The sequence below is a fragment of the Isoptericola sp. NPDC058082 genome (assembly GCF_042885055.1).
Lineage (GTDB): Bacteria > Actinomycetota > Actinomycetes > Actinomycetales > Cellulomonadaceae > Isoptericola.
On sequence record NZ_JBHVSQ010000020.1, the window covers coordinates 22,641 to 46,202 of the forward strand.

At 75.1% G+C, this 23,562-nt stretch carries 25 protein-coding genes; 20 read left to right on the forward strand and 5 right to left on the reverse strand.

Going from position 1 to position 23,562, the window contains the following annotated elements:
- Positions 1-519 carry a MarR family winged helix-turn-helix transcriptional regulator gene (locus tag ACFVS0_RS19365; protein WP_430585273.1) on the reverse strand — a complete coding sequence of 173 codons (519 nt, stop codon included), beginning with the start codon at positions 517-519 and terminating at the stop codon, positions 1-3.
- Positions 520-631: 112 nt separating this feature from the next.
- Here ACFVS0_RS19365 and ACFVS0_RS19370 point away from each other — a divergent pair, with 112 nt between their 5' ends.
- From ACFVS0_RS19370 to ACFVS0_RS19390, 5 genes are all read left to right on the forward strand, one after another.
- Positions 632-2,932 (forward strand): LLM class flavin-dependent oxidoreductase, encoded by a 2,301-nt coding sequence (locus ACFVS0_RS19370; RefSeq protein ID WP_430563201.1) that lies wholly within the window; start codon positions 632-634, stop codon positions 2,930-2,932.
- Positions 2,933-2,975: 43 nt separating this feature from the next.
- Complete coding sequence (mgrA, locus tag ACFVS0_RS19375) at positions 2,976-4,037, forward strand: L-glyceraldehyde 3-phosphate reductase (RefSeq protein WP_430550673.1); 1,062 nt, start codon at positions 2,976-2,978, stop codon at positions 4,035-4,037.
- 35 nt (positions 4,038-4,072) lie between these two features.
- The gene (locus ACFVS0_RS19380; protein ID WP_430563202.1) at positions 4,073-5,047 is read left to right on the forward strand and encodes a PfkB family carbohydrate kinase; all 975 of its coding nucleotides are present in this window, start codon (positions 4,073-4,075) and stop codon (positions 5,045-5,047) included.
- Complete coding sequence (locus tag ACFVS0_RS19385) at positions 5,044-5,685, forward strand: nucleoside/nucleotide kinase family protein (protein ID WP_430588881.1); 642 nt, start codon at positions 5,044-5,046, stop codon at positions 5,683-5,685. Before ACFVS0_RS19380 ends, ACFVS0_RS19385 begins: the two co-directional genes overlap by 4 nt.
- 83 nt (positions 5,686-5,768) lie before the next feature.
- Positions 5,769-6,227, forward strand: coding sequence for a hypothetical protein (locus ACFVS0_RS19390; RefSeq protein WP_430588882.1), 459 nt, complete (start codon positions 5,769-5,771; stop codon positions 6,225-6,227).
- Positions 6,228-6,250: 23 nt separating this feature from the next.
- On the opposite strand, the gene ACFVS0_RS19395 is transcribed toward ACFVS0_RS19390, so the two are convergent.
- On the reverse strand, positions 6,251-6,724 hold the full coding sequence (locus ACFVS0_RS19395; RefSeq protein WP_430550669.1) for an Lrp/AsnC family transcriptional regulator: 474 nt from the start codon (positions 6,722-6,724) through the stop codon (positions 6,251-6,253).
- A 140-nt stretch (positions 6,725-6,864) separates the two neighbouring features.
- Between ACFVS0_RS19395 and ACFVS0_RS19400 the strand changes: the two genes are divergently transcribed.
- From ACFVS0_RS19400 to ACFVS0_RS19450, 11 genes are all read left to right on the forward strand, one after another.
- Complete coding sequence (locus tag ACFVS0_RS19400) at positions 6,865-8,127, forward strand: thiamine pyrophosphate-dependent dehydrogenase E1 component subunit alpha (RefSeq protein ID WP_430550668.1); 1,263 nt, start codon at positions 6,865-6,867, stop codon at positions 8,125-8,127.
- Positions 8,124-9,149 carry an alpha-ketoacid dehydrogenase subunit beta gene (locus ACFVS0_RS19405; RefSeq protein ID WP_430588883.1) on the forward strand — a complete coding sequence of 342 codons (1,026 nt, stop codon included), beginning with the start codon at positions 8,124-8,126 and terminating at the stop codon, positions 9,147-9,149. The genes ACFVS0_RS19400 and ACFVS0_RS19405 overlap by 4 nt, the downstream gene beginning before the upstream one ends.
- A complete protein-coding gene (locus ACFVS0_RS19410; RefSeq protein ID WP_430588902.1) occupies positions 9,149-10,516 on the forward strand; it encodes a dihydrolipoamide acetyltransferase family protein in 1,368 nt (455 codons plus the stop codon). Before ACFVS0_RS19405 ends, ACFVS0_RS19410 begins: the two co-directional genes overlap by 1 nt.
- Positions 10,513-12,150, forward strand: coding sequence for a carboxyl transferase domain-containing protein (locus tag ACFVS0_RS19415; RefSeq protein WP_430563208.1), 1,638 nt, complete (start codon positions 10,513-10,515; stop codon positions 12,148-12,150). The genes ACFVS0_RS19410 and ACFVS0_RS19415 overlap by 4 nt, the downstream gene beginning before the upstream one ends.
- A 5-nt stretch (positions 12,151-12,155) precedes the next feature.
- The gene (locus tag ACFVS0_RS19420; RefSeq protein ID WP_430588884.1) at positions 12,156-14,375 is read left to right on the forward strand and encodes an acetyl/propionyl/methylcrotonyl-CoA carboxylase subunit alpha; all 2,220 of its coding nucleotides are present in this window, start codon (positions 12,156-12,158) and stop codon (positions 14,373-14,375) included.
- Positions 14,372-15,559 carry an acyl-CoA dehydrogenase family protein gene (locus tag ACFVS0_RS19425; protein WP_430588885.1) on the forward strand — a complete coding sequence of 396 codons (1,188 nt, stop codon included), beginning with the start codon at positions 14,372-14,374 and terminating at the stop codon, positions 15,557-15,559. Before ACFVS0_RS19420 ends, ACFVS0_RS19425 begins: the two co-directional genes overlap by 4 nt.
- Before the next feature lie 90 nt (positions 15,560-15,649).
- On the forward strand, positions 15,650-16,168 hold the full coding sequence (locus ACFVS0_RS19430) for a MaoC family dehydratase (RefSeq protein ID WP_430550662.1): 519 nt from the start codon (positions 15,650-15,652) through the stop codon (positions 16,166-16,168).
- A complete protein-coding gene (locus ACFVS0_RS19435; protein ID WP_430563210.1) occupies positions 16,165-17,109 on the forward strand; it encodes an HpcH/HpaI aldolase/citrate lyase family protein in 945 nt (314 codons plus the stop codon). Before ACFVS0_RS19430 ends, ACFVS0_RS19435 begins: the two co-directional genes overlap by 4 nt.
- Positions 17,106-17,882 carry a CoA transferase subunit A gene (locus tag ACFVS0_RS19440; protein ID WP_430588886.1) on the forward strand — a complete coding sequence of 259 codons (777 nt, stop codon included), beginning with the start codon at positions 17,106-17,108 and terminating at the stop codon, positions 17,880-17,882. Before ACFVS0_RS19435 ends, ACFVS0_RS19440 begins: the two co-directional genes overlap by 4 nt.
- Positions 17,879-18,583, forward strand: a complete 705-nt coding sequence (locus tag ACFVS0_RS19445; protein ID WP_430550659.1) for a 3-oxoacid CoA-transferase subunit B — start codon at positions 17,879-17,881, stop codon at positions 18,581-18,583. Before ACFVS0_RS19440 ends, ACFVS0_RS19445 begins: the two co-directional genes overlap by 4 nt.
- Positions 18,580-19,755: an acetyl-CoA C-acyltransferase gene (locus ACFVS0_RS19450; protein ID WP_430550658.1), complete on the forward strand. Its 1,176-nt coding sequence runs from the start codon at positions 18,580-18,582 to the stop codon at positions 19,753-19,755. Before ACFVS0_RS19445 ends, ACFVS0_RS19450 begins: the two co-directional genes overlap by 4 nt.
- 46 nt (positions 19,756-19,801) lie before the next feature.
- Here the strand turns inward: ACFVS0_RS19450 and ACFVS0_RS19455 are convergent, their stop codons facing one another.
- On the reverse strand, positions 19,802-20,242 hold the full coding sequence (locus ACFVS0_RS19455; protein WP_430588887.1) for an anthrone oxygenase family protein: 441 nt from the start codon (positions 20,240-20,242) through the stop codon (positions 19,802-19,804).
- A 91-nt stretch (positions 20,243-20,333) separates the two neighbouring features.
- Here ACFVS0_RS19455 and ACFVS0_RS19460 point away from each other — a divergent pair, with 91 nt between their 5' ends.
- The 4 genes from ACFVS0_RS19460 (at position 20,334) to ACFVS0_RS19475 (ending at position 22,346) form a co-directional block, all read left to right on the forward strand.
- On the forward strand, positions 20,334-20,921 hold the full coding sequence (locus ACFVS0_RS19460; RefSeq protein WP_430550656.1) for a TetR/AcrR family transcriptional regulator: 588 nt from the start codon (positions 20,334-20,336) through the stop codon (positions 20,919-20,921).
- 85 nt (positions 20,922-21,006) lie between these two features.
- Positions 21,007-21,726: a ThuA domain-containing protein gene (locus ACFVS0_RS19465; RefSeq protein ID WP_430550655.1), complete on the forward strand. Its 720-nt coding sequence runs from the start codon at positions 21,007-21,009 to the stop codon at positions 21,724-21,726.
- A gap of 4 nt (positions 21,727-21,730) precedes the next feature.
- Entirely contained in the window at positions 21,731-21,928 is a 198-nt protein-coding gene (locus tag ACFVS0_RS19470) for a hypothetical protein (RefSeq protein WP_430563216.1), read from the forward strand.
- A 31-nt stretch (positions 21,929-21,959) separates the two neighbouring features.
- Positions 21,960-22,346, forward strand: a complete 387-nt coding sequence (locus ACFVS0_RS19475; protein ID WP_430563217.1) for a VOC family protein — start codon at positions 21,960-21,962, stop codon at positions 22,344-22,346.
- 23 nt (positions 22,347-22,369) lie between these two features.
- Here ACFVS0_RS19475 and ACFVS0_RS19480 read toward each other — a convergent pair whose 3' ends face one another.
- Together ACFVS0_RS19480 and ACFVS0_RS19485 are read right to left on the reverse strand one after the other, a co-directional pair.
- A complete protein-coding gene (locus ACFVS0_RS19480; RefSeq protein ID WP_430585284.1) occupies positions 22,370-22,822 on the reverse strand; it encodes a hypothetical protein in 453 nt (150 codons plus the stop codon).
- Between the two features lie 61 nt (positions 22,823-22,883).
- Complete coding sequence (locus ACFVS0_RS19485; RefSeq protein ID WP_430588888.1) at positions 22,884-23,555, reverse strand: AIM24 family protein; 672 nt, start codon at positions 23,553-23,555, stop codon at positions 22,884-22,886.
- Positions 23,556-23,562: the final 7 nt, after the last annotated feature.

Sequence of the window (23,562 nt, forward strand, 5' to 3'; positions counted from 1 at the left end):
TCAGGAGGGGTCGACGACGCGCGCGACGACGGCGCAGCGGTCGTCGCCCGGCGCGGCGCCGGTGGCGGCGCGCACGAGCAGGTGGCGCAGGGCCGTGCGCTCGGTGTCGTCCAGCCCGGCGAGCAGCTCGTCCTCGGCGGTCCGCACGCGGGCGTCGAGGTCGGCGAGGACGGCACGGCCGTGGTCGGTCACGACGATCCGGCGCGCGCGGCGGTCGGCCGGGTCGGGCTGCCTCTCGACCAGCCCGCAGCCGGCCAGCTCGTCGAGGAGGTACGTCATCACGGTGCGGTCGATGCCGAGCCGGGCGGCGAGCGCCGCCTGGGTGGGCGGGGCGTCGTGGGTGACGGCGGCGAGGACCTCGTAGCCGCGGCCCCCGTGCGGGACGTCGGCGCAGGCGGCCGCGACGCGGGCGCTCCACTCGCGCAGCAGCGCGGCGAGGGACCAGCCCAGCGGGGACGGGGCGTCCGCGCTGGTGGCGGTCTCCGCGGTGCTGCGGGTCGTGTCGGCGGTGGTGCTCACCGTGCCATGGTAAGCGGAATGTGCGGCGCGGCAGAAGAGTTGCCGCTGATATCGTCTGTACGACAGACGATCTCCCGGACGACGGGAGCGGTCCTCCCGCGAAAGGTCCCGCATGACGGACTACGGCCACGACCTGGTCTTCGGCACGTTCCTCACCCCCACGAACCGCGACCCGCAGCAGCCGGTGCGGCTCGCGCAGGCCACGGAGGCGGCCGGGCTCGACCTGGTGACGTTCCAGGACCACCCGTACCAGCCGGGCTTCCTCGACACGTGGACCCTGCTGTCCTGGGTGGCCGCGCAGACCGAGCGGGTGACCGTCGCGGGCAACGTGCTCAACCTGCCGCTGCGGCCGCCCGCCGTGCTCGCGCGCGCCGTCGCGTCGCTCGACCTGCTGTCCGGGGGCCGCGCCGCGCTCGGCCTCGGCGCCGGCGGGTTCTGGGACCCGATCGTCGCGATGGGCGGCACGCGCCTCACCCCCGGCGAGTCCGTCGACGCCCTCGACGAGGCGCTCGACATCATCCGCGGGATCTGGGACGGGCGGGAGCGCCGCTCGTTGCGGGTCGACGGCACCCACCACCGCGTCGCCGGCGCCAAGCGCGGTCCCGAGCCGGCCCACGACGTCCCGATCTGGCTCGGCGCGCTCAAGCCCCGCATGCTGCGGCTGATCGCCCGCAAGGCCGACGGCTGGCTGCCCTCGCTCGCGTACCTCAAGGACGGCGACCTGCAGCGCGGGCACGCGATCATCGACGAGGCCGCCGCGGAGGCGGGGCGCCACCCGGCCGAGATCCGGCGCCTGCTCAACGTGCAGGGCGCCGTCACCGCGCAGCCGCAGGGCTTCCTCCAGGGCCCGGTGGAGCAGTGGGTCGACGAGCTGGCGACGCTCGCGCTCGAGGACGGCATCGGCACCGTGATCCTCGCGGCCGACGACCCCACCCTCATCCAGGTGTACGGCCAGGAGGTCGCGCCGGCGGTGCGCGAGCTGGTGGCGCGCGAGCGTGCGTCGTCGGGCACGACGCCCGCCGCCACGCAGCGCGGCGCGCGGGCGATCGCGCTGCGCCGGCCCGGCATCGACTACGCGGCGGTGCCCGCGGCGCTCGCGGCCTCCGCCGTCGAGCCCGGCGACCGTGCGTACGACGGCGTGCGGCACAACTACCTGCGCTCCGGGGCGCCCGGCCTCGTCCTGCGTCCCCGCGACACCGCGCAGGTGGCCGAGGCCGTGCGGTTCGCGCGGTCGCAGGACGTGCCGCTGGGCGTGCGGTCCGGCGGGCACGGCATCAGCGGCCGGTCGACCAACGACGGCGGGATCGTCGTCGACCTGGGCGCGCTGGACCAGGTCGAGGTGGTCGACGAGGCCGCCCGGCGCGTGCGGGTCGGCGTCGGCGCGACGTGGGGTCGTGTCGCCGAGGTGCTCGCGCCCCGAGGCTGGGCGATCAGCTCCGGCGACTCGGGTGGCGTGGGCGTCGGCGGGCTGGCCACCGCGGGCGGCGTCGGCTTCCTCGGACGCCTGTACGGGCTGACGATCGACCACGTCGTCGCGGCGGAGGTCGTCACGGCCGACGGGCGCGTGGTGCGGGCGTCGGCCGACGAGCACCCCGACCTGTTCTGGGGGCTGCGCGGCGCGGGCGGCAACCTGGGCGTCGTCACGTGGGTGGAGATCGAGGCGATGGCGCTGGGGGACCAGGGCGCCGTCGTGTTCTCGCAGATGACGCTCGACGCGACCGACGTCGCGGGCACCCTCGAGCGGTGGGGCGCCGTCGTCGAGTCCGCGCCGCGCGAGCTGACGAGCTTCCTCATCCTCTCGCCCGGCCGTCGGGGGCGGCTCGCCGACGGCAGCGACGACCAGGGCCCGGTCGCCCAGCTCATGACCGTCTGGGCGGGCGACGACACGGACGCCGCCGTCGAGCAGCTCGAGCGGCTCGCCGGCGCCGGGCCGCTGCTGGGCCACCAGGCGTACCTGCTGCCCTACGCGGGCGTCGTGCAGGCGGGGGAGAAGCACCACCAGGGCGGCGGCGACCCCGCCGTGCGCTCCGGGCTGGTGGCGCACCTGGACACCGCGACCGCCCGCGCGTTCGAGAAGCTCGCGCTGTCGGGGGAGGCGTACTTCCTGCAGGTCCGCGCCACGGGCGGCGCGGCGAACGACGTCGAGGAGGGCGCGACGGCGTACGCGCACCGGCACCAGAACTTCCTGCTGTCGGCGATGTCGTCGTCGCAGGCCGGGCTCGACGCCGTGTGGGACGACGTGATGGCGCCGTACACCGACGGGCTGTACCTGTCGTTCGACACGGACACCCGGCCCGAGCGGATCACGGACGCCTTCCCGGAGCCCACGCTGACCCGCCTGCGCGAGGTGAAGCGCGACTGGGACCCGGACAACGTGTTCCGTGCGAACTTCCCGGTGCCGCCCGCCGAGTGATCGCACCGCGCGACGCGTCGGCCGGGTGCGCGAGGATGGGGCCATGCCTCTCGCACCTCGGTACCTGGCCGACGACGCCCGCTACGAGTCGATGACCTACCGCCGCACCGGCCGCTCCGGCCTCGACCTGCCCGCCCTGTCGCTGGGCCTGTGGCACAACTTCGGCGACGTGAACCCCTTCGACAACCAGCGCGCCATCCTGCGCCGCGCGTTCGACCTGGGCATCACGCACTTCGACCTCGCGAACAACTACGGCCCGCCCTACGGCTCGGCCGAGGAGAACTTCGGCCGTCACCTGGCCAAGGACCTCGCTCCCTACCGCGACGAGCTCGTCATCTCCACGAAGGCCGGCTACGACATGTGGCCCGGCCCGTACGGCGACCACGGCTCCCGCAAGTACCTGCTCTCGTCGCTCGACCAGTCGCTGACGCGCATGGGCCTGGACCACGTGGACGTCTTCTACCACCACCGCCCGGACCCCTCGACGCCGCTCACCGAGACCATGGGCGCCCTCGCGTCCGCCGTCCAGCAGGGCAAGGCGACGTACGTCGGCGTCTCGAACTACTCGCCGTCGCGCACGCGCGAGGCGGCGCAGGTGCTCGCCGACCTCGGCGTGCCGCTGCTCATCCACCAGCCCAGCTACTCGATGTTCAACCGGCACGTGGAGATCGCCGACCGCGACGACGCCTACGACGGCCACCAGAGCGAGTCGCTGCTCGACGTCGTCGAGGACCTGGGCGTCGGCACGATCGTCTTCTCCCCGCTGGCGCAGGGCCTGCTCACCGGGCGGTACCTGGGCGGTTCGGCGCCGGAGGGCTCGCGCGCCGCCCGCAGCGACTCGCCGTTCCTGTCGTCGTCGAACCTCACGGACACGTACCTCGACCGCGCGCGGGCCCTCGCCGCGATCGCCGAGGGTCGCGGCCAGACGCTCGCGCAGCTCGCCCTCTCGTGGGTGCTGCGCGACGCGCGCGTGACGTCGGCGCTCATCGGCGCCTCGTCGGTGGCGCAGCTCGAGGACAACGTGGCCGCGCTGTCCGCGCCGGCGCTCACCGACGACGAGATCGCCGCCATCGAGCCGCACGCCGTGGACGGCACCGGCCGCTGAGCCGTCGTCGCCACCGACCGGGAGGAGGAGCGCCGATGGTGGTCTGCTGGTTCGTCGGGCTGACGACGCTCGACGTCGTGCACCGGGCGTCGGGACGCCCGGGCGCGAACGAGAAGGTCACCGCGACGCGGCAGGACGTCGCGGCCGGCGGCCCGGCGGCCAACGCCGCCGTGACGGCGGCCGCGCTCGAGGCGCACGCGATCCTGGTCAGCGCGCTCGGCGCCGGGCCGATCGCCCAGGCGGTGCGCGCGGACCTCGACGACCGCGAGGTGCAGGTGCACGACGTCGCGGGCCCGGACGAGGAGTTCCCCGTCGCGGTCTCGGCGGTGCTCGTCGACGACGCGACGGGGGAGCGCTCCGTGGTCTCGCCCGACGCGGCGCTGGTCGCGGTGCGCGCGCCGCGGCCCGACGCCCTCGCGGGGCTGCCCCGACCGGACGTCGTGCTCCTCGACGGCCACCACCCCGCGATCGCCCGGGCCGTGCTCGCGCACGTCGACGAGCTGCGCCCCCGGCCGCTGATCGTGGTGGACGGCGGCCGGTGGCGGCCCGTGTTCGCCGACCTGCTGCCGGCGGCGGACGTCGCCGCCCTCAGCGCGGACTTCACCGTGCCGGCGGACGTCGCGCCCGGCGCGGCCGACGCCGCGCACGGCGCGCTGCTGCTGGGGGCGCGGTCCGTGGTGGTCACCCACGGCGGTGACCCGGTGACCTGGGCGCTGCCGCGCCGGCGCGACGACGGCGCCGTCGTGGTCGGCGAGCACGGCACCGTGCCCGTGCCCCGGGTCGACGTGCAGGACACCCTGGGCGCGGGCGACGCGTTCCACGGCGCGCTGGCCGTGGCGCTCGCCCGCGGGGCCGGGCTGCAGGACGCCTGCGCCGCCGCCGTGCGCGTCGCGAGCGTCCGGGTGCGGAAGGTCGGGCCGCGTGCCTGGCTCGCGCACCTCCCCGAGCTGTCAGAGCCACGTGCAGGTTCTGCTGCTCCTGGCCCTGACAGCTCGCGGGACGAGGGGTGACGACGGTCGGGGCGACGACGGCGGAGCTCGTCGCGCGCGCCCGGCGGCTGGCGGTGCCCGGCGAGCGGCGCGTCCTCGGGATCGTCGGCCCGCCGGGGGCGGGGAAGTCGACGCTCGCGCGGGCGATCGTCGAGGCGCTCGGCCCGGCGCTGGCCGTCGAGGTCGGGATGGACGGCTACCACCTGTCGAACGCCGTCCTGGCCGACCTCGGCCGCGGCGACCGCAAGGGCGCGGTCGACACGTTGGACGACGCCGGGTACGCGGCGCTCGTGGCCCGCCTCGCGGCCGCCAGGCCGGGCGACCCGCCCGTCTACGCCCCGGTCTTCCGCCGCGAGATCGAGGAGCCCGTGGCGGCGGGGGTCGCCGTGCCGGCCGACGTGCCGCTGGTCGTGACGGAGGGCAACTACCTGCTCGCGCCCACCGGCGCGTGGCCCGCCGCCCGGGCCCGCATGACCGAGGTCTGGTACCTCGACGTGCCCGACGTCGTCCGCCTCGCGCGCCTCGAGGACCGGCACCACGCCTTCGGCAAGAGCCGCGACGACGCCCGCCGCTGGGCGAACGGCTCCGACCAGCGCAACGCCGAGCTGATCGAGGCCACGCGCGACGGCGCCGACGTCGTCGTGCGGTGGGCCGGGTGACGACGTCAGCCCGGTCCCGCGCGGCCCGGAGAACGTCGCGCCGACGAGGCTCCGGTCGGCAGTCCGCGGCTCGGGAGGCACGGGTGAGAGGGCGTGCCTGGGCGGGCGTCGTGGCGGTGGCCGGAGGGCTGGCGGTGTCCGGCTGCTCGGCCGACGTGGCCGGTGCCTGGTGGGGCTACGAGGAGCAGTGCGCGGCGGAACAGCACGAGTACGGCGACCGCCTGGTCGAGGAGGCCGCGGCCCTCGTCGATGCGCTCGGGGGGAGCACCGAGGGCGAGTTCTGGTGCGACGACTCCGCGGGCCCGCCCGGCTCGGTCGACGTCGAGCTGGAGGTCGTCGGGGACCTCGCCGACCTCGAGGATCGCGTGGAGTCCGCCGGGTGGACCCTGACCTCGCGCGTCGCGGGATCCGCGGAGAACGGACTGGGCGCCGGCACCCAGGAGCTGGAGTTCACCCAGGACGTCGACCCGGGCATCCGTCTGGGCCTCGTCTGGGCGGCGCCGGGCGTGCGTCCCGAGGGCTGGATCAGCCGCACCGGCTGATCGCGAGCAGGCGCAGGCCCGGCTCAGAGGGCGCGCCGCGCGGCCTCGATGAGCGGGCGGATGCGGTAGGGGATCAGCTCGCCCATGGACAGCGACGTCTCGGTGCGCTCCACGCCGTCGATGGCGAGGATGGCGGCGTCGATGCGGAACAGGTGGTCGGTGTCCCGGCACACGACGTGCACGCGCAGGTCGGCGGCGCCGCTGTGCCCGTACGCCTGCACGACCTCGGGGATCTCGGCCAGCCGGTCGACGATGGCGGGCAGCTCGCGCTGGCGCACGGTGACCTCGAGGAAGGCCGTCAGCGGGTGTCCCAGCGCGGCGGGGTTGATGCGGCGGTCGAAGTCGAGGAAGGCGCCCGACTCCTCGAGCCGGGTCAGCCGTGCGTGCACGGTGTTCCGGGACAGGCGCAGGCGCTCCGCGAGGGCGGCGATGGTGGCCCGCGGGTCGTCGGCGAGCGCCGTCAGCAGGCTCAGGTCCACGGCGTCGTAGCTGCGCACATCGACCAGCCTAACGGGGTCGGCCTGAGCACTCTGCTCAACGTGTCGCGGGGTGCTGGTCGCACTCTGTGAGCGGCGTTACGTTCGCGGTATCCGGCGCTCGACGCGGAGCGGCCGGCGACACACGAGGTGAGGCGACGATGCCCAGCACCATGGGTTCGACGTCCCGCGACGACCTGTCACGAGCGGGTGGAGCGCGGACGGAGACGGCGTCCGGTACGACGGACGAGGCATATGCAGACGGCACGGTCCGGCTGCTCGACGAGAAGGGCGTGCGACACCCGGACCCGGCGCTCGACCGCTGGCTGACGGACGTCGACGCGGGCACGGACGAGGCCCGGTCGGCGCTGCTGGCGCTGTACGAGGACATGGTCGTGGCGCGGCGCATCGACGCCGAGGCGACAGCGCTGCAGCGGCAGGGCGAACTCGCGCTGTGGCCGCCGCTGCAGGGTCAGGAGGCGGCCCAGGTGGGCTCCGCCACGGCGCTGCGCGGCGACGACTTCGTGTTCTCCAGCTACCGGGAGCACGCGGTGGCCCGCAAGCGCGGCGTCGCGCCGGTCGACCTGCTGCGCGTGTGGCGCGGGATCACGGCGTCGGGCTGGGACCCGTACGCGGTGAACATGGCGACGCCGCAGGTCATCATCGGTGCGCAGGCCCTGCACGGTGTGGGCTACGCGCTGGGGATCCAGGCGGACGTCGAGCGCGGCGCCGTGGAGGTGGGCGGCGACGGCACGGCCGCCGTCGTGGCGTACGTCGGCGACGGCGCGATGAGCCAGGGCGACGTCAACGAGGCGTTCGTCTTCGCGGCGACCTGGCAGGTGCCGCTGGTCCTGTTCTGCCAGAACAACCAGTGGGCGATCTCCGAGCCGGTGTCGCTGCAGTCGGGCGTGCCGCTCGTCCGCCGGGCCGACGGCTTCGGCGTCCCGGGCGTACGCGTGGACGGCAACGACGTGCTCGCCGTCCTCGCCGTGACGCGCGAGGCGCTGCACCGCGCCCGCACCGGCGGCGGCCCCACGTTCGTCGAGGCCGTCACCTACCGGATGGGACCGCACACCACCGCCGACGACCCCACCCGCTACCGCGACCCGGCCGAGCTGGACGTCTGGGCCGAGCGCGACCCCGTCGCCCGGCTCGCCGCGTACCTGCGGGCGGGCGGCCTGCTCGACGACGGCGACGAGGCGCGGGTCCGCGCGGCGGCCGACGCCGTCGCCGCCGAGCTGCGGGCCGGCGTCGTCGCCCTGGCGGACCCGCCGCCGCTGAGCGTCTTCGACCACGTGTACGCCGAGCCCCACCCGACGGTGGCGGCCGAGCGCGCCGAGCACGCGGCGTACCTGGCGGGCTTCGCCGACACGACCACCGGCACGATCACCGGGACGACGAGCGGCGAGGGGGCCGACCGATGACCGCCCAGACGCTCACCCTCGCCAAGGCGCTCGGCGCCGGGCTGCGCCGCGCGATGACCGACGACCCGACCGTCATGGTGCTCGGCGAGGACATCGGCCGCCTCGGCGGTGTGTACCGCGTGACCGACGGCCTGCAGGCGGAGTTCGGGCCGCGGCGCGTGGTGGACACGCCGCTGGCGGAGTCCGGCATCCTCGGCACCGCCGTCGGGCTGGCGTACCGCGGCTACCGGCCGGTCGTGGAGATCCAGTTCGACGGGTTCGTCTACGTGGCGTTCGACCAGATCGTCAGCCAGCTCGCCAAGATGCACGCCCGCACCAACGGCAAGGTCACGCTCCCGGTGACGATCCGCATCCCGGTGGCGGGCGGCATCGGCGCGGCCGAGCACCACTCGGAGTCGCCGGAGGCGTACTTCGTGCACACGGCCGGGCTTCGCGTCGTGTCGGTGTCGAACCCGCAGGACGCGTCGACCGTGCTGCGCCAGGCCGTCGCCTGCGACGACCCGGTCGTCTTCTTCGAGCCCAAGCGGCTCTACCACGTCAAGGGCGAGGTGGACGCGGACCTGCCGCTCGACGACGCACCCCCGATGGGCGCCGCGCGGGTGGTCCGGCCGGGCGACGACGTCACGCTCGTGACGTTCGGCTCGCACGTCGCGACCGCGCTCGACGCCGCGACCGCGGCGTCCGACGAAGGCGTCTCGGTCGAGGTGATCGACCTGCGCTCGCTGTCCCCGGTCGACCACGAGACGATCGCGGCGTCCGTGCGGCGCACCGGTCGGCTCGTCGTGCTGCACGAGGGCCCGCGGCAGGCGGGCGTCGGCGCGGAGATCGCGACGTCGGTCACCGAGCGGTGCTTCGACTTCCTCGAGGCGCCGCCCGTGCGCGTCACCGGGTACGACATCCCGTACCCGCCCGCGAAGCTCGAGGCCAACCAGGTGCCGGACCTCGACCGCGTGCTCGTGGGGATCGACCGCGCGCTCGGCCGGGTGCCGGCGTCGGGTGCCGGCGTGGAGGTGGGAGCGTGATGGCGACCCGCGAGTTCAAGCTGCCCGACCTGGGCGAGGGGCTGACGGAGTCCGAGGTCGTCGAGTGGCGCGTGGCCGTGGGCGACGCCGTCGAGCTCAACCAGGTGATCGCGGAGGTGGAGACCGCCAAGGCGCTGGTCGAGCTGCCCTCGCCGTGCGCCGGCGTCGTGCGGGTGCTGCACGCCGAGGAGGGCCAGACCGTCGAGGTCGGCGAGCCGCTGGTCACCTTCGACCTGTCCGGACCAGGTGCACCAGAACCCGCGCCTGGCCCTGACAGCTCCGTGGGTCCGGCGGGGGAGGACGGGCCCGAGCCGAACCTCGTCGGGTACGGCGCGCGGCCCGCGCGCACGGGACGCCCGGCGCGACGCCGGCGGAGGGACGTGCCGGCGGCACCCGCCCTCGCCACGAACGGCGTCTCGTCCGTCTCGTCGCCGGACGGGCACATGGAGCGGCCGCGCTCGACGCCCGTCGTGCGGGCGCTGGCGCGGCAGCGCGGGATCGACCTCGCCACGATCACGGGTACCGGCCCGCACGGGCGCATCACGCGCGACGACGTCGAGTCGGCGTCGTCGGGCGCGGCGGAGGTCGAGGCACCGGCGGCGACGGCGCGCGCGGCGGGCGGCGAGTCCCGCACCCCCGTGCGCGGCGTGCGAAGGCGCACGGCGGCGGCGATGGTCGCGAGCGCGGCGGCGCCGCAGGCGTCGGTGTTCCTCACCGTGGACGTCACGGCGAGCATGGAGCTGCTGGCCCGCCTCAAGTCGCACCCGATGGCCGGCGGGCAGCGGATCACGGTGCTCGCGCTGGTGGCGCGCGCCGTCCTGGCGCTGCTGCCGAACCACCCGGCGCTCACCAGCCGGTGGGCGGACCTGCCGGGCGGCGAGGCGGAGATCGTGCGGCCCGCGCACGTGAACCTCGGCATCGCGGTCGCGACCGACCGCGGGCTGGTCGTGCCGCACGTCCCTGCCGCGGACACGCTGTCCCTCACCGGGCTGGCCGCCGCGCTCACCGACCTCACGACGACGGCGCGGGCGGGCCGCACCACGCCCGAGCGGCTCGTGAGCGGCACGCTGACGATCACCAACGTCGGCGTCTTCGGCGTCGACGCGGGCACGCCGATCCTCAACCCGGGCGAGCCCGCCATCCTCGCCCTCGGCCAGGTGGCCCGCCGCCCGTGGGAGCACGACGGCGAGGTGGCGCTGCGCCAGGTGACCACGCTCAGCCTCACGTTCGACCACCGCGTGGTCGACGGCGAGCAGGGCGCCCGCTTCCTCGCCGAGCTCGGGGCGGTGCTCGCCGACCCGGCGCTCGTCCTCCTGCTCGGCGGCGAGCCCGCGACCGGGACGACCGACGAGAGCGAGGCCCCGTGACCGTCCTCGACTCCGCCGTCGACCCCCGCGCCGACGCCGCCCGCGCCAACGACGAAGCCCAGCGGGCGCTCGCGGACCGCCTCCGCGAGCGCACCGCCGTCGCCGCCGAGGGCGGCACCCGGCGGGCCCGCGACCAGCACACGTCGCGCGGCAAGCTGCTGCCCCGCGACCGCGTGGCCCGGCTGCTCGACGAGGGCAGCCCGTTCCTCGAGGTGGCGCCCCTGGCGGCCTTCGGGGTCGACGCCGGCCCGGGCGAGGCCGGTGAGTGGCCCGGGGCGGGCGTCATCGCCGGCATCGGGCTGGTGAGCGGGCGGCAGGTGATGGTGGTCTGCAACGACGCGACCGTCAAGGGCGGCACCTACCACCCGCTCACCGTGAAGAAGCACCTGCGGGCCCAGGAGATCGCCCTGGAGAACCGGCTGCCCTGCGTGTACCTCGTGGACTCGGGGGGCGCGTTCCTGCCGCGGCAGGACGAGGTGTTCCCCGACCGCGACCACTTCGGCCGGATCTTCTTCCACCAGGCGAAGCTGTCGGCGGCACGGATCCCGCAGATCTCCGCGGTCCTCGGCTCCTGCACGGCGGGCGGTGCGTACGTGCCCGCGATGAGCGACGAGACCGTCATCGTGCGGAACCAGGGCACGATCTTCCTCGGCGGGCCGCCGCTGGTGAAGGCCGCGATCGGCGAGGACGTCAGCGCCGAGGAGCTGGGCGGCGGGGAGCTGCACGCGCGGCGCTCCGGCGTCGTCGACCATCTCGCCGAGGACGACGAGCACGCGCTCGACCTGGTCCGCGACATCGTCGGCACGCTGCCGCCGGACCCGGAGCCCGCGTGGGACGTCGCGCCCTCCCGCGAGCCCGTCGTCGACCCCCAGGGCTTGTACGCCGCGGTCCCCGTGGACGTGCAGCAGCCCTACGACCCGCGCGAGGTGATCGCCCGGATCGTCGACGGCAGCGAGCTGCACGAGTTCAAGCCGGAGTACGGCACGACGCTCGTCACGGGGTTCGCGCGCATCCACGGCCACCCGGTCGGGGTGCTGGCCAACGCGGGCGTGCTGTTCCGCGAGTCGGCGCTCAAGGGGGCGCACTTCGTCGAGCTGTGCGACCAGCGCGGCATCCCGCTGCTGTTCCTGCAGAACATCTCGGGCTTCATGGTGGGCCGCGACGCCGAGGCGGGCGGCATCGCGAAGGACGGCGCCAAGATGGTGACGGCCGTCGCGACGACCCGCGTGCCGAAGCTCACCGTCATCGTCGGGGGCTCGTTCGGCGCGGGGAACTACGCCATGTGCGGGCGGGCGTACTCGCCCCGGTTCCTGTGGTCGTGGCCCGGGTCCCGGATCTCCGTCATGGGCGGGGCGCAGGCGTCGTCGGTGCTCGCCACCGTGAAGCGCGACCAGCTCGCGCGCCGCGGCGAGGAGTGGGACGCGGGCGAGGAGGAGTCCTTCCGCGCCCAGATCCGCGACGGCTACGAGGTGGCCGGCGACCCGTACCACGCCACGTCGCGCCTGTGGGACGACGGCATCGTGGACCCGCCCGACACCCGTCGTGTGCTCGGCCTGGCGCTGGGCGTCTGCGCCCGCACGCCGCTGCCCGCACCCGACCCGACCGAGCCCCGCTTCGGGCTCTTCCGGATGTGAGCGGGATGGGTACCCGGGAGCTTCGCACCGTGCTCGTCGCGAACCGCGGCGAGATCGCGTGCCGCGTCATCGGCACGCTGCGCCGGCTGGGGATCCGTTCCGTGGCCGTGTACTCCGACGCCGACGCGGACGCCCGGCACGTGCGGGAGGCCGACCTGGCCGTCCGCCTCGGCCCGGCGCCCGCCCCGCAGAGCTACCTCGACGTCGAGGCGGTCGTGGCGGCGGCAGTCGCGACCGGCGCCGACGCGATCCACCCCGGCTACGGCTTCCTGTCCGAGAACCCCGCCCTGGCGCGGGCGTGCGAGCGCGCCGGCATCGTCTTCGTCGGGCCGTCGGTCGAGGCGCTGGAGACCATGGCGGACAAGGCCGCGGCCAAGCGGCTCGTCGCGTCCCACGACGTCCCCGTGCTGCCCGGCACGCTCGACGACGGTCTGGACGACGCGGCCCTGGTCGCCGCGTCCGGCGACGTCGGCTTCCCGCTGCTGGTCAAGCCGGTCGCGGGCGGCGGCGGCAAGGGCATGGAGGTCGTGCGCGCGGGGGACGAGCTGCCCGGCGCGCTGGCCTCGGCCCGTCGCGTGGCCGCCGCGTCGTTCGGCGACGACGGGCTGCTCCTGGAACGGCTCGTCGAGCGGCCGCGGCACATCGAGGTGCAGGTGCTGGCCGACACGCACGGCGCCGTCGTGCACCTGGGCGAGCGCGAGTGCACCCTGCAGCGCCGCCACCAGAAGGTGGTGGAGGAGGCGCCGTCGCCCGTCGTCGACGACGCGACCCGGGCCCGGCTCGGGGAGGCCGCGTGCGCGGTGGCGCGGTCGGTGGGCTACGTGGGCGCGGGGACCGTGGAGTTCCTGGCGCCCGGCGACGACCCCGGCACGTTCTGGTTCATCGAGATGAACACCCGCCTGCAGGTGGAGCACCCCGTGACCGAGATGGTCACCGGCCTGGACCTCGTGGAGCAGCAGCTGCGCGTCGCGGCCGGGGAGCTGCTCGGCCTCCGGCAGGAGGACGTCCGGCTGGACGGGCACGCCGTCGAGGCACGCCTGTACGCGGAGCAGCCCGCGCGCGGGTTCCTCCCCGCCGCCGGGCACGTGCTCCGGTACGACGACGCCGGCGTGCCCGCCGGCCCCGGGGCGACGCCGCTGCGTCTCGACAGCGGGCTGGTGCCGGGCGCCGAGGTGACCGGCGACTACGACCCGATGCTCGCCAAGGCCGTGGCCTGGGCGCCCACGCGGGCCGAGGCGATCACGCGGCTCGACGGCCTGCTGGCCGACGTCGTCGTGCTGGGCGTCGAGACCAACGCCGGCTTCCTGCGCGACCTGCTCGCCGACGACGACGTGCGCGCCGGCCGGCTCGACACCGGCCTCATCGACCGACTCGTCCGCGCGATGCCGGACTCGAAGCCCGCCGGGGCGGACCGGGCGTCCGACGGCGCGCTGGTCGCGGCGGCGCTGCTCGCCGTGGCCCCGAGCACGGCGGGCGCGTCCGGGCCCTGGGCCGCCGTCGACGGCTGGCGGCTCAACGGCTCGCCGGCGCCGCGCCGCGCGGTGCTCGTCGACGCGGCGGGCGCGGAGCACGCCGTCGCCCTCACCGGGAGGCCCGAGGACGCCGTCGTCACCCTCGACGAGGGCGAGCCGGTGCGTGCGTGCCTGCGCCCGCTCGCCGACGGCCGCCACCTGCTCACCGTGGACGGCTCCACCAGGAGCCAGGTCGGCGCCGTGAGCGGACGAACGGCCCACGACACGCCGGCCGACGGCGCCACGACCCCGCTCACCGCGGCGCCCGCGGTGGTGTGGGTGCACGGGGACGGGCGGACGGCGTCGTTCACCGTGCTCGACCGCGCCGCGCTGGCCGCACGGCGACGCGAGGAGCGCGCGCTCGGCGACGACGGTGCGGCGGACGGCCCCACCCGTGCCGTGGTGCGCGTGGCGATGCCCGGCACGGTGTCCGCCGTGCCGGTCGCGGACGGCGACGTCGTCGCCGCCGGCCAGCCCGTCGTCGTGGTCGAGGCGATGAAGATGGAGCACCCGCTGCTCGCGCCCGTCGCCGGCGTCGTCCGCCTCGACGTGCGCGCCGGCGACCAGGTGCGCCTGGACCAGGTGGTCGCCATCGTCGACACCCCCGTCGGCCCACCCGTCGACACCCCCGAAGACCACGCTCCCGCGCCGGCAGACCCCGCCGTGGCGGCAGCACACACGCCGGCAGACCCAGCCACCCGAGGAGCGTCATGATCAGCGAGACCCAGTCCACCGTGCTCACCGACGAGCAGCGGAAGCTCAGCGCCGTGGTGCGCGAGTTCGCGGACCAGGTGGTGGCCCCCGCCGCCTACACGTACGACACCGAGCGGCGCCTGCCGGTCGAGATCATCGAGCAGATGGGCGAGCTGGGGCTGTTCGGGCTGCCGTTCCCGGTGGACGTCGGCGGGCAGGGCAAGGACTACGTGTCGCTGTGCCTCGCGGTCGAGGCGCTGGCGCGGGTGGACCAGTCGATCGCCGTGACGCTCGAGGCGGGCGTCGGGCTGGGGATCATGCCGATCTTCCGGCACGGCACCGACGAGCAGAAGCAGCGCTGGCTGCCCGACCTGGTGAGCGGTCGCGCGCTCGCGGCCTTCGGCCTCACGGAGGCGGGGGCCGGGTCGGACGCCGGCGCCACGCGCACCACCGCGCGCCGGGACGAGAGCACCGGCGAGTGGGTGATCGACGGCTCCAAGCAGTTCATCACCAACTCCGGCACGTCGATCACCAGCGTCATCACGGTCACCGCGGTGACCGGCACGCGCACCGGCGCGGACGGCGCGACCCATCCCGAGCTCTCGTCGTTCCTCGTCCCCGCGGGCACGGCGGGCCTCACCGTGGGACCGAGCTACGACAAGGTCGGCTGGCACACGTCGGACACCCACCCGCTGACGCTCGACGGCGTCCGCGTCCCGGCCGGCCACCTGCTGGGCGAGCAGGGCCGCGGGTACGCGAACTTCTTGCGCGCGCTCGACGAGGGCCGGATCGCCTTCGCCGCCCTCGCGACGGGCGCCGCGCAGGGCTGTCTCGAGGAGGCGCTGCGCTACGCCAAGGAGCGGGAGGTCTTCGGCCACGCCATCGGCGGCAACCAGCACATCGCGTTCACGCTGGCGCGCATGCAGGCGCGCGTGCACTCGGCGCGGCTGTGCTGGCTGGACGCCGCGCTCAAGCAGGTGCACGGCAAGCCGTTCAAGGCGGAGGCCTCGGTGGCGAAGCTGGTGGGCGGCGAGGCCGCGATGGCCAACGCCCGCGACGCCGCGCAGATCTTCGGCGGCTACGGCTTCCTCAACGAGAACCCGGTGGCCCGGCACTACCGGGACTCCAAGGTGCTCGAGGTGGGCGAGGGCACCACGGAGGTGCAGCTCATGATCATCGCCCGCGACCTGGGGCTGGCGTCGTGAGCAGGTCCGGCGTCGAACAGGTGGTTCCGCACGTTCTGACGGCTCAGAAGGTGCAGAACCGCCTGGTCGGCAGGGAGGAAGGAGCACGTCATGCGTGACGAGGTGCAGCGCGGGCTGTACTACGACGAGCTGGAGCCGGACGTGCGGTACGTGCACCGGCCGGGTCGCACGATGACGGAGGCGGACGACGTGCTGTTCACGTCCGTCACGATGAACCCGCAGGGTCTGCACCTGGACGCGGCGTGGGCGGCGACCCAGCCGTTCGGCCGTCCGCTGGTGAACTCGATGCTCACGCTGGCCACGCTGGTGGGCCTGTCGGTGGCGCACCTGACGCGCGGGACGCTCGTGGCGAACCTCGGCTTCACGGAGGTGGCGTTCCCGCACCCGATGTTCCACGGCGACACGCTGTACGGGGAGACGACGGTCGTCGACCGGCGGCTGTCGCGCTCGCGCCCCGGCACGGGCGTCGTGACCGTGCAGCACGTGGGCCGCAACCAGGACGGCGAGGTCGTGGCCCAGGCGGGGCGGACCATGCTGATGTGGACGCGCGAGGGCCACGAGGAGCACGAGCACAAGAACGCGAGCGAGCACGGCGGGGGCGTGCTGTGAACCCCGTCCCGTTCGCGCTCGGCCCGGCGCTGCTGTTCTGCCCGGCCGACCGGCCCGACCGGTTCGCCAAGGCCCTGGACCGCGCCGACGCGGCGATCCTCGACCTGGAGGACGCCGTCGCGCCCGGGCGCAAGGACGCGGCCCGCGCCGCGCTCGTCGACACGGTGCTCGACCCGGAACGCGTGATCGTGCGGGTCAACGCGGTCGGCACCCCGGAGCACGACGCCGACCTCGCCGCGCTCGCGCGCACGCCGTACCGCACGGTGATGCTGCCGAAGGCGGACGGCCGGTTCGTCGGGCCCCTGCTCGCGCCGGACGGTGGCCCGTACGCCGTCGTCGCGCTGTGCGAGACGGCCGCGGGCGTGCTCGCCGCGCCCGCGCTGGCCGCCCGGCCGGATGTCGTCGCGCTCGCGTGGGGCGCCGAGGACCTGGTGGCGTCGCTGCACGGCACGTCCAGCCGGTTCGACGACGGCCGCTACCGCGAGGTCGCGCGGCACGCCCGGTCGGCGGTGCTGCTCGCGGCCGGCGCGGCGGGCAAGGCGGCGATCGACGCCGTGCACCTGGAGCTCGACGACCTCGCCGGTCTGCGTGCTGAGGCGCTCGACGCCGCGGCCAGCGGTTTCGTCGCGTCGCTGTGCGTGCACCCGAGCCACGTCGCCGTCGTGCGCGCCGCGTTCGCGCCGTCCGAGGCCGAGGTGGAGCGGGCGCGCGAGGTCCTCGCCGCGGCGTCCGGCCGGGCGGAAGCGCTCGCGGACCTGCCCGCCGGCCGCTCGGCGGACGCCGGCGTGCTCACCGTGGGCGGCCAGATGGTCGACGCGCCGCTGCTGCGGCACGCCGAGGCGGTGCTGCGCCGGTCCGAGCGGGCGGAGCAGGGCGTGGAAGACACTCCCGACGGCCCCGCCGTCGGACGTACGGTCGAGGAGAACGGGGGACGACGATGACCAGGACCGTGTCGAGGACGGTGGACCGGCGGCAGCCCAGCGCCGTGGCCGCGCTGGACGGCCTGCTGCGCGACGGCATGACGATCGCCGTCGGCGGGTTCGGCCTGAGCGGCAACCCGACCGACCTCATCGAGGCGGTGCGCGACTCCGGGGTCAAGGACCTGACGGTCGTGTCCAACAACATGGGCGTGGACGGCAAGGGGCTCGGCATCCTGCTGGAGAACGACCAGGTGCGGCGCGTGCTGTCGTCGTACGTGGGGGAGAACAAGCTGTTCGCGCAGCAGTACCTGGACGGCGCGCTCGAGGTCGAGTTCGTGCCGCAGGGCACGCTCGCCGAGCGGCTGCGGGCGGGCGGTGCCGGCATCCCCGCCTTCTACACGCCCACCGGGGTCGGCACGCCCGTCGCCGAGGGCAAGCCCGTGGACGAGATCGACGGCCGCCGGTACGTGCTGGAGCGGGCGATCGTGGCCGACCTGTCGCTGGTGCACGCGCGGCGCGCGGACCGGTTCGGCAACCTCGTCTACCGGTACACGGCGCGCAACTTCAACCCGGTGATCGCGACGGCCGGGCGCGTGACGGTGGTCGAGGCGGAGGAGATCACCGACGAGCCGATCGACCCGGACGTCGTCGTGACGCCGGGCATCTACACGCACCGCCTCGTGCTGGCGCGCGAGCGGGTCAAGGACATCGAGCAGCGCACGGTGCGCCCGCGGGGCGAGGCCGCCGACCCCGTCGAGCCTGTCGAGCCCGTCGAGCAGGGAGGTGCGGCATGACCTGGACGCGCGACGAGATGGCCGCCGTCGCGGCGGCGGAGCTGCGCGACGGTGACTACGTCAACCTCGGCATCGGCATCCCGACGCTCGTGGCGAACCACCTGCCGCCGGGGGTCGGCATCACGCTGCAGAGCGAGAACGGCCTCCTCGGCATCGGCCCGTTCCCCGTCGAGGGCACCGAGGACGCCGACCTGATCAACGCGGGCAAGCAGACGGTCACCGCCGTGCCGGGCGCGAGCTTCTTCGACGCGGCCGACTCGTTCGCGATGATCCGCGGCGGCCACATCGACATCGCCATCCTGGGTGCGCTGCAGGTGTCCGCGACGGGCGACCTGGCGAGCTGGACCGTGCCGGGCAAGCTCGTCAAGGGCATGGGCGGCGCGATGGACCTCGTGGTCGGGGCGCGGCGCATCGTCGCGCTCATGGACCACGTCGCCCGCGACGGTTCGCCCAAGCTGCGCCGCCGGTGCACCCTGCCGCTGACCGGGGAGGGCGTCGTCGACCGGATCGTCACCGACCGCGCCGTGCTCGACGTCGCCGACCACGGCCTGGAGGCCGCGTTCGTGCTGCGCCGGCTGGCGCCGGGCGTCACGGTCGACGAGGTGCGCGAGGCGACGGAGGCGGAGCTGGTCGTGGAGCTGGAGGACGAGGCCGGGACGGGCGACGGCTCGCCGGCCGTGGCGGAGGAGGGACGACGATGACCGTGATCGCGGGGTACCGGCGGACGCCGTTCGTGCGCGCGAACGGGGCGTTCGCGGCCGTGCCGGCGACGACGCTGGGCGCGCACGCGCTGGCGGCGGCGCTCGCGGCGGCCGGCGTGGGGCCGGGGGAGGTGGACGTCGTCGTCGGCGGGCAGGTGCTGCAGGGCGGCGCCGGGCAGAACCCGGCCCGCCAGGCGGCCGTCGGCGCGGGGGTGCCGATGACGGTGCCGGCAGTGACGCTCAACGCGGTCTGCCTGTCCGGGGCGGAGGCGGTGGTGCAGGCGCACCGCCTCATCTCGGGCGGGGAGGCGCGGATCGTCGCGGTGGTCGGGATGGAGTCGATGACGCTCGCGCCGCACGCCTGGGTGGGCTCGCGCGCGGGGCAGAAGTTCGGCCCCGTGGAGCTGATCGACACGATGGCGCACGACGGGCTGACCGACGCGTTCGAGCACGACTCGATGGGGCTGAGCACCGAGCGGCACGGCGAGGCGATGGCCGCCGCGGCCTGGAACACGCGCGAGGCGCAGGACGCGCTGGCCGTCGCGTCGCACACGCGGGCCGCCAAGGCGGCGGAGCTGCTCGCCGAGGAGATCGCGCCCTACGACGTGCCCGGCCGGCGCGGCACGGTCCGCGTCGAGGCCGACGACGGCGTGCGCCCGGACTCGACGCTCGACGGCCTCGCGCGGCTGCGGCCGGCGTTCCGCGAGGACGGCACGATCACGGCGGGCAACGCGTCGCAGATCTCCGACGGCGCGGCGGCCCTGGTGCTCGTGGCGGACGACGTCGCGGAGGCCCGGGGACTGACCGGGGTGCGCGTGCGCTCCCACGCGCTGGTCGCGGGGCCGGACGTCGGCCTGCACGCGCAGCCGGCGAACGCGATCACGGCCGCCTGCGAGCGGGCGGGCGTCGCGCCGCGCGACCTCGGCGCCGTCGAGATCAACGAGGCGTTCGCCGCGGTCGTGCTCGCGTCGGTCGACCTGCTGGGGCTGGACCCGGAGCTGGTGAACGCGCACGGCGGCGCGATCGCACTGGGGCACCCCATCGGGGCGTCCGGGGCCCGCGTCGTCGGGCACCTCGCGCGGCGGCTGGAGCTGCTCGGGCCGGGGTCCGTGGGCGCCGCCGCGCTGTGCGGCGGCGGCGGCCAGGGGTCGGCGGTGCTCCTGGAGGCCTGACCGCCCGGACCGCACCATGAATCGAGCGTGCCGGAGCCGTGGCAGCTCAGCGGACGGCGGCCGCGGTCACGAGGACGAACGCTGCGACGATGACGGCGACGCGCACGAGGTGGAGGCGGTTCCACCGGTCCGTCTGCTCGCGCCAGTCCGCGGGGAGCGTGTCGGGCGTCCACGTCTTCGAGCGGTTGTTGATCGGTACGAGCAGCGCGACGGACATCACGACGCTGACGAGCATCAGGGCCACCGAGGTCGAGGCGAGCGCCGCGGCCTGGGGGACGACCACCACGGTGCCGGCGATGAGCAGCGTCGCGCCGATGTACCAGAACGGCATGAGGCGCCCGAGCATCCGGCCGCCGTGCGCGCGGTCGAGGACCGCGGCGTCGTCGGGCAGGCCGTCGAAGATCGGGTTCATGACGAACACGACGGACGCCTCCACGCCGACCAGCAGCCCGGTGACGACGACGGCGACGATCGGCAACCACTCCATGACCCACGCTCCCTTTGGTGACTAGCGCTGCTAGATCTAGCAGCGCTAGAGAACATATCAGCGAACTTCTAGCAGTGCTAGAGTCGCCGGCATGACGACGCCTGCCGCAGCACGCCGAGCCCGCGAGGTGGCCGACCGCCGGGAGCGCATCGTGACTGCCGCCCGGGCGCTCGCGGAAGAGCAGGGGTGGGAGGCCGTGACGACCCGCCGGCTCGCAGGCGCGATCGAGTACAGCCAGCCCGTGCTCTACGGGCACTTCCCGCAGGGGCGCACGGAGATCGTCACCGCCGTCGCGATGGCGGGTTTCGAGGAGCTGGCAAGCGTGCTCTCGTCCGCGACGTCCGGGCAGGCCGGCGCGGACGCCGAGAGGGTGCGCGCGCTGGTGACGGCATACCTGGACTTCGCCGCGCAGCACCCCGCGACCTACGACGCGATGTTCCTGCTGCCGGTGGTGATCCCGTTCGCCTCGGACGACACGCCGGAGACCGTCCGCGCGGGCTTCGTGGCGATCGAGGGCGCGCTGACGGGGCTCGAAGCGCCGCCCCCCGACACGGCGACCGCGGCCGAGGTTCTGTGGGGCGCTGTGCACGGCCTCGTCGCGCTGCACCGGGCGGGGCGTCTGTCGGCCGGGAACGACGACCTTCGGGTCGAGGCGCTCGTGCGGCTCGTCGTCGGCTGAGTCGTCCGCGGGATCGCGCGACCGGGCGATCGTTCCTGTGCGGTCGGTGGCCGCGGACCTGCGCGGCCGGGCAGGATGGGGCGTCGTGACGACGACGCGCGACTCCCGACCGCCCCGCATCCTCATCCTCGCCGGCCGCGGCCGCCACGAGGACCCCTGGCACGACCACGCGGCCACCTCGCACCGGTTGGCACTGGTGCTCGCGGGCCTGGACCTCGCCGCGGGTGCCCCTGACGTCGTCGTGCGCTCGACGTTCCCCGACAGCCTCGACGACCTGGACGACGTCGACCTGCTCGTGGTCAACGCGGGCACGCCGTGGCCGGGGCTGCGGGAGGCCGGCATCGGCCCTGACGACGCGGCGTGGGCCCCGTTCCACGCCCGCCTCGACGTCTGGGCGCGCGCCGGTGGCCGGATCCTCGCCGTGCACCAGGCGGCGAACGCGTTCGGCGACCATCCGGAGTGGGAGGAGGTGCTCGGCGGCCGATGGGTGCCGGGTGAGTCGATGCACCCGCCGCTGGGCCCGACGACGGTGCCGCTGGCGGTCGGCGCGCACCCGATCACGGAGGGGCTGGGCGCCGTCGACGTGGTCGACGAGCGGTACTGCCACCTGCGCGTGGCGCCGTCGTCGCAGGTGCTGGGGTGGGTGAGCGACGACGACGGCGAGCGGCACCCCGCCGTCTGGGTCGCCGACGCGCACGGCGGCCGCACCGTGTACTCCGGGCTGGGGCACGACGTGCGCGCCTACGACTCGTCGTCGCACGCCGAGCTGCTGCGGCGCGCGGCGACCTGGCTGCTGGAGGGGTGAGGTGGTGCGTGTCTTCCTCATCGGCGCGCTGTTCGTGACCCTTGCGGGCGCGTCGGTCTACGTGATCGAGGCGCTCGCGCCCGACCTCTCTCCGTTCGGCCGGTTCCTGGTCAGCGTGCCGATCTTCGTGGGCGGCGGATGGGCCGTCCGGGCCGCCGCGGAGCGCCGTCGTCGGGAGCGGCGGAGCGACGAGGTATCTTGACGTCAAGATACTTCGACGGCGAGGGGGACCGATGCGGCTGCATCACGTGCAGGTGGCGTGCCCGCCCGGCGGCGAGGACGCGGCCCGCGCGTTCTACGCCACGGGTCTGGGGCTGACGGAGGTGGCCAAGCCGCCGGAGCTGGCGGGCCGCGGCGGCTGCTGGTTCCGCGGCGTCGACCACGGCGGTGCGGTCGTCGCCGAGATCCACGTCGGCGTGGAGGACCCGTTCGCGCCGGCGCGCAAGGCGCACCCGGCCCTGGTGGTGGACGACGTCGCCGCGCTCGACGAGACCGCGGACCGGCTGGAGGCCGCGGGCTTCGCCGTCGACCGCTCCGAGCGCGAGAGCTTCGCCGGCTACCTGAGGTTCCACACGCGCGACGGCGCGGGCAACCGCGTCGAGGTGCTCGCACCCGCCTGACGCCGGTGAACGGCCAGGACGCCCTACTCCGGCTCCGCGAGAGGCAGGTCCTCCAGGCGGTGCCGGTCGATGACGTCGGCGGTCAAGTCCACCGGGAGCGGATCCTCCGTCCAGAGGCTGAGCGCGGGGAGCACGGCGCGGACGTGCGCTGGGCCGGGCTTCGCACGCGCCCACTCGGAGCCACCGATCGACACCGGGAGGCGTGCGTAGTCGCCGGGTCCCAACGGGACGGCGACCCCCTGGCTCCCGAAGAAGGCGAAGTCGAAGGACGCCCGTTCCTCCCCGGGAGACAGCAGCAGGCCTCCCGCGACGATGAGCTCCTCCTCCCGCGGGGCCCAGACCTCGGTGCTCTCGTTGACGAGGTCGACGGCGAGGAGCTCCATGTCGGGCCGCGTCGTCGTCGGACCGGCCCAGCGCAGGACCAGTCCGCGGGAACGCTCGGGGTCGCTCGGCAGCGCACGGTCGCGAGGCGTCATGGGCCGAGCATCCCAGGAGCCCCCGGATGTGCAAACGGCCGCGGCGCCGCCGTAGGCCTCGTCAGCCCTGGTTCGGCAGCGGGTGGCCCTCGGAGGCCTGCACGACGACGATCCCCTGGCCGGTGAGCCCGAGCTGGTACGCCTCGCCCGAGCCGCGGCCGATGGCCGCGCCGAGCTTCGCCGTCTTGCGCACGGTGCTGGAGAGGGTCGTGGACCAGAGCACCACGCTCTGCATGTCGACGTAGGTGGGCTCGTCGACCTCGAGCACGACGGGGGTGCCGTACGCGGTGACGGCGAGCGCGCCCGAGCCGGTGAACGTGGTGTTGAACAGCCCGCCGCTGAGCATGGACGCGCCCTGCACGCGGTTGATGTCCCAGGTCAGCGTGCTCTCGAACGCGAGGATGTTGCTGCCGGAGACGGTGACGCTCTCGTTCTCCAGGTACAGCACGAACACCTCGTCGGCTTCCTGGGCGAGGAAGACGTCGCCGCTCCCCGAGACCTTCATCAGCGACATGCCCTCGCCGGTGAACGCCTTCTTGAAGAGCTTGGTCATGCCGCCCGCGCCCTCGTAGGCGAAGTCCACGTCGCCCTGGTAGGCGACCATCGACCCCTGCTTGGCGTAGAAGAACCCGCCGGAGCCGGCGAGGTCGACCTTGAGCATCCGCGGGTTGACGAGCTGGAAGCTACCGGGCTCGCCCTGCGGCTCGGTGTGGTGGAAGAGGCTGCTGCGCATGGTGGAC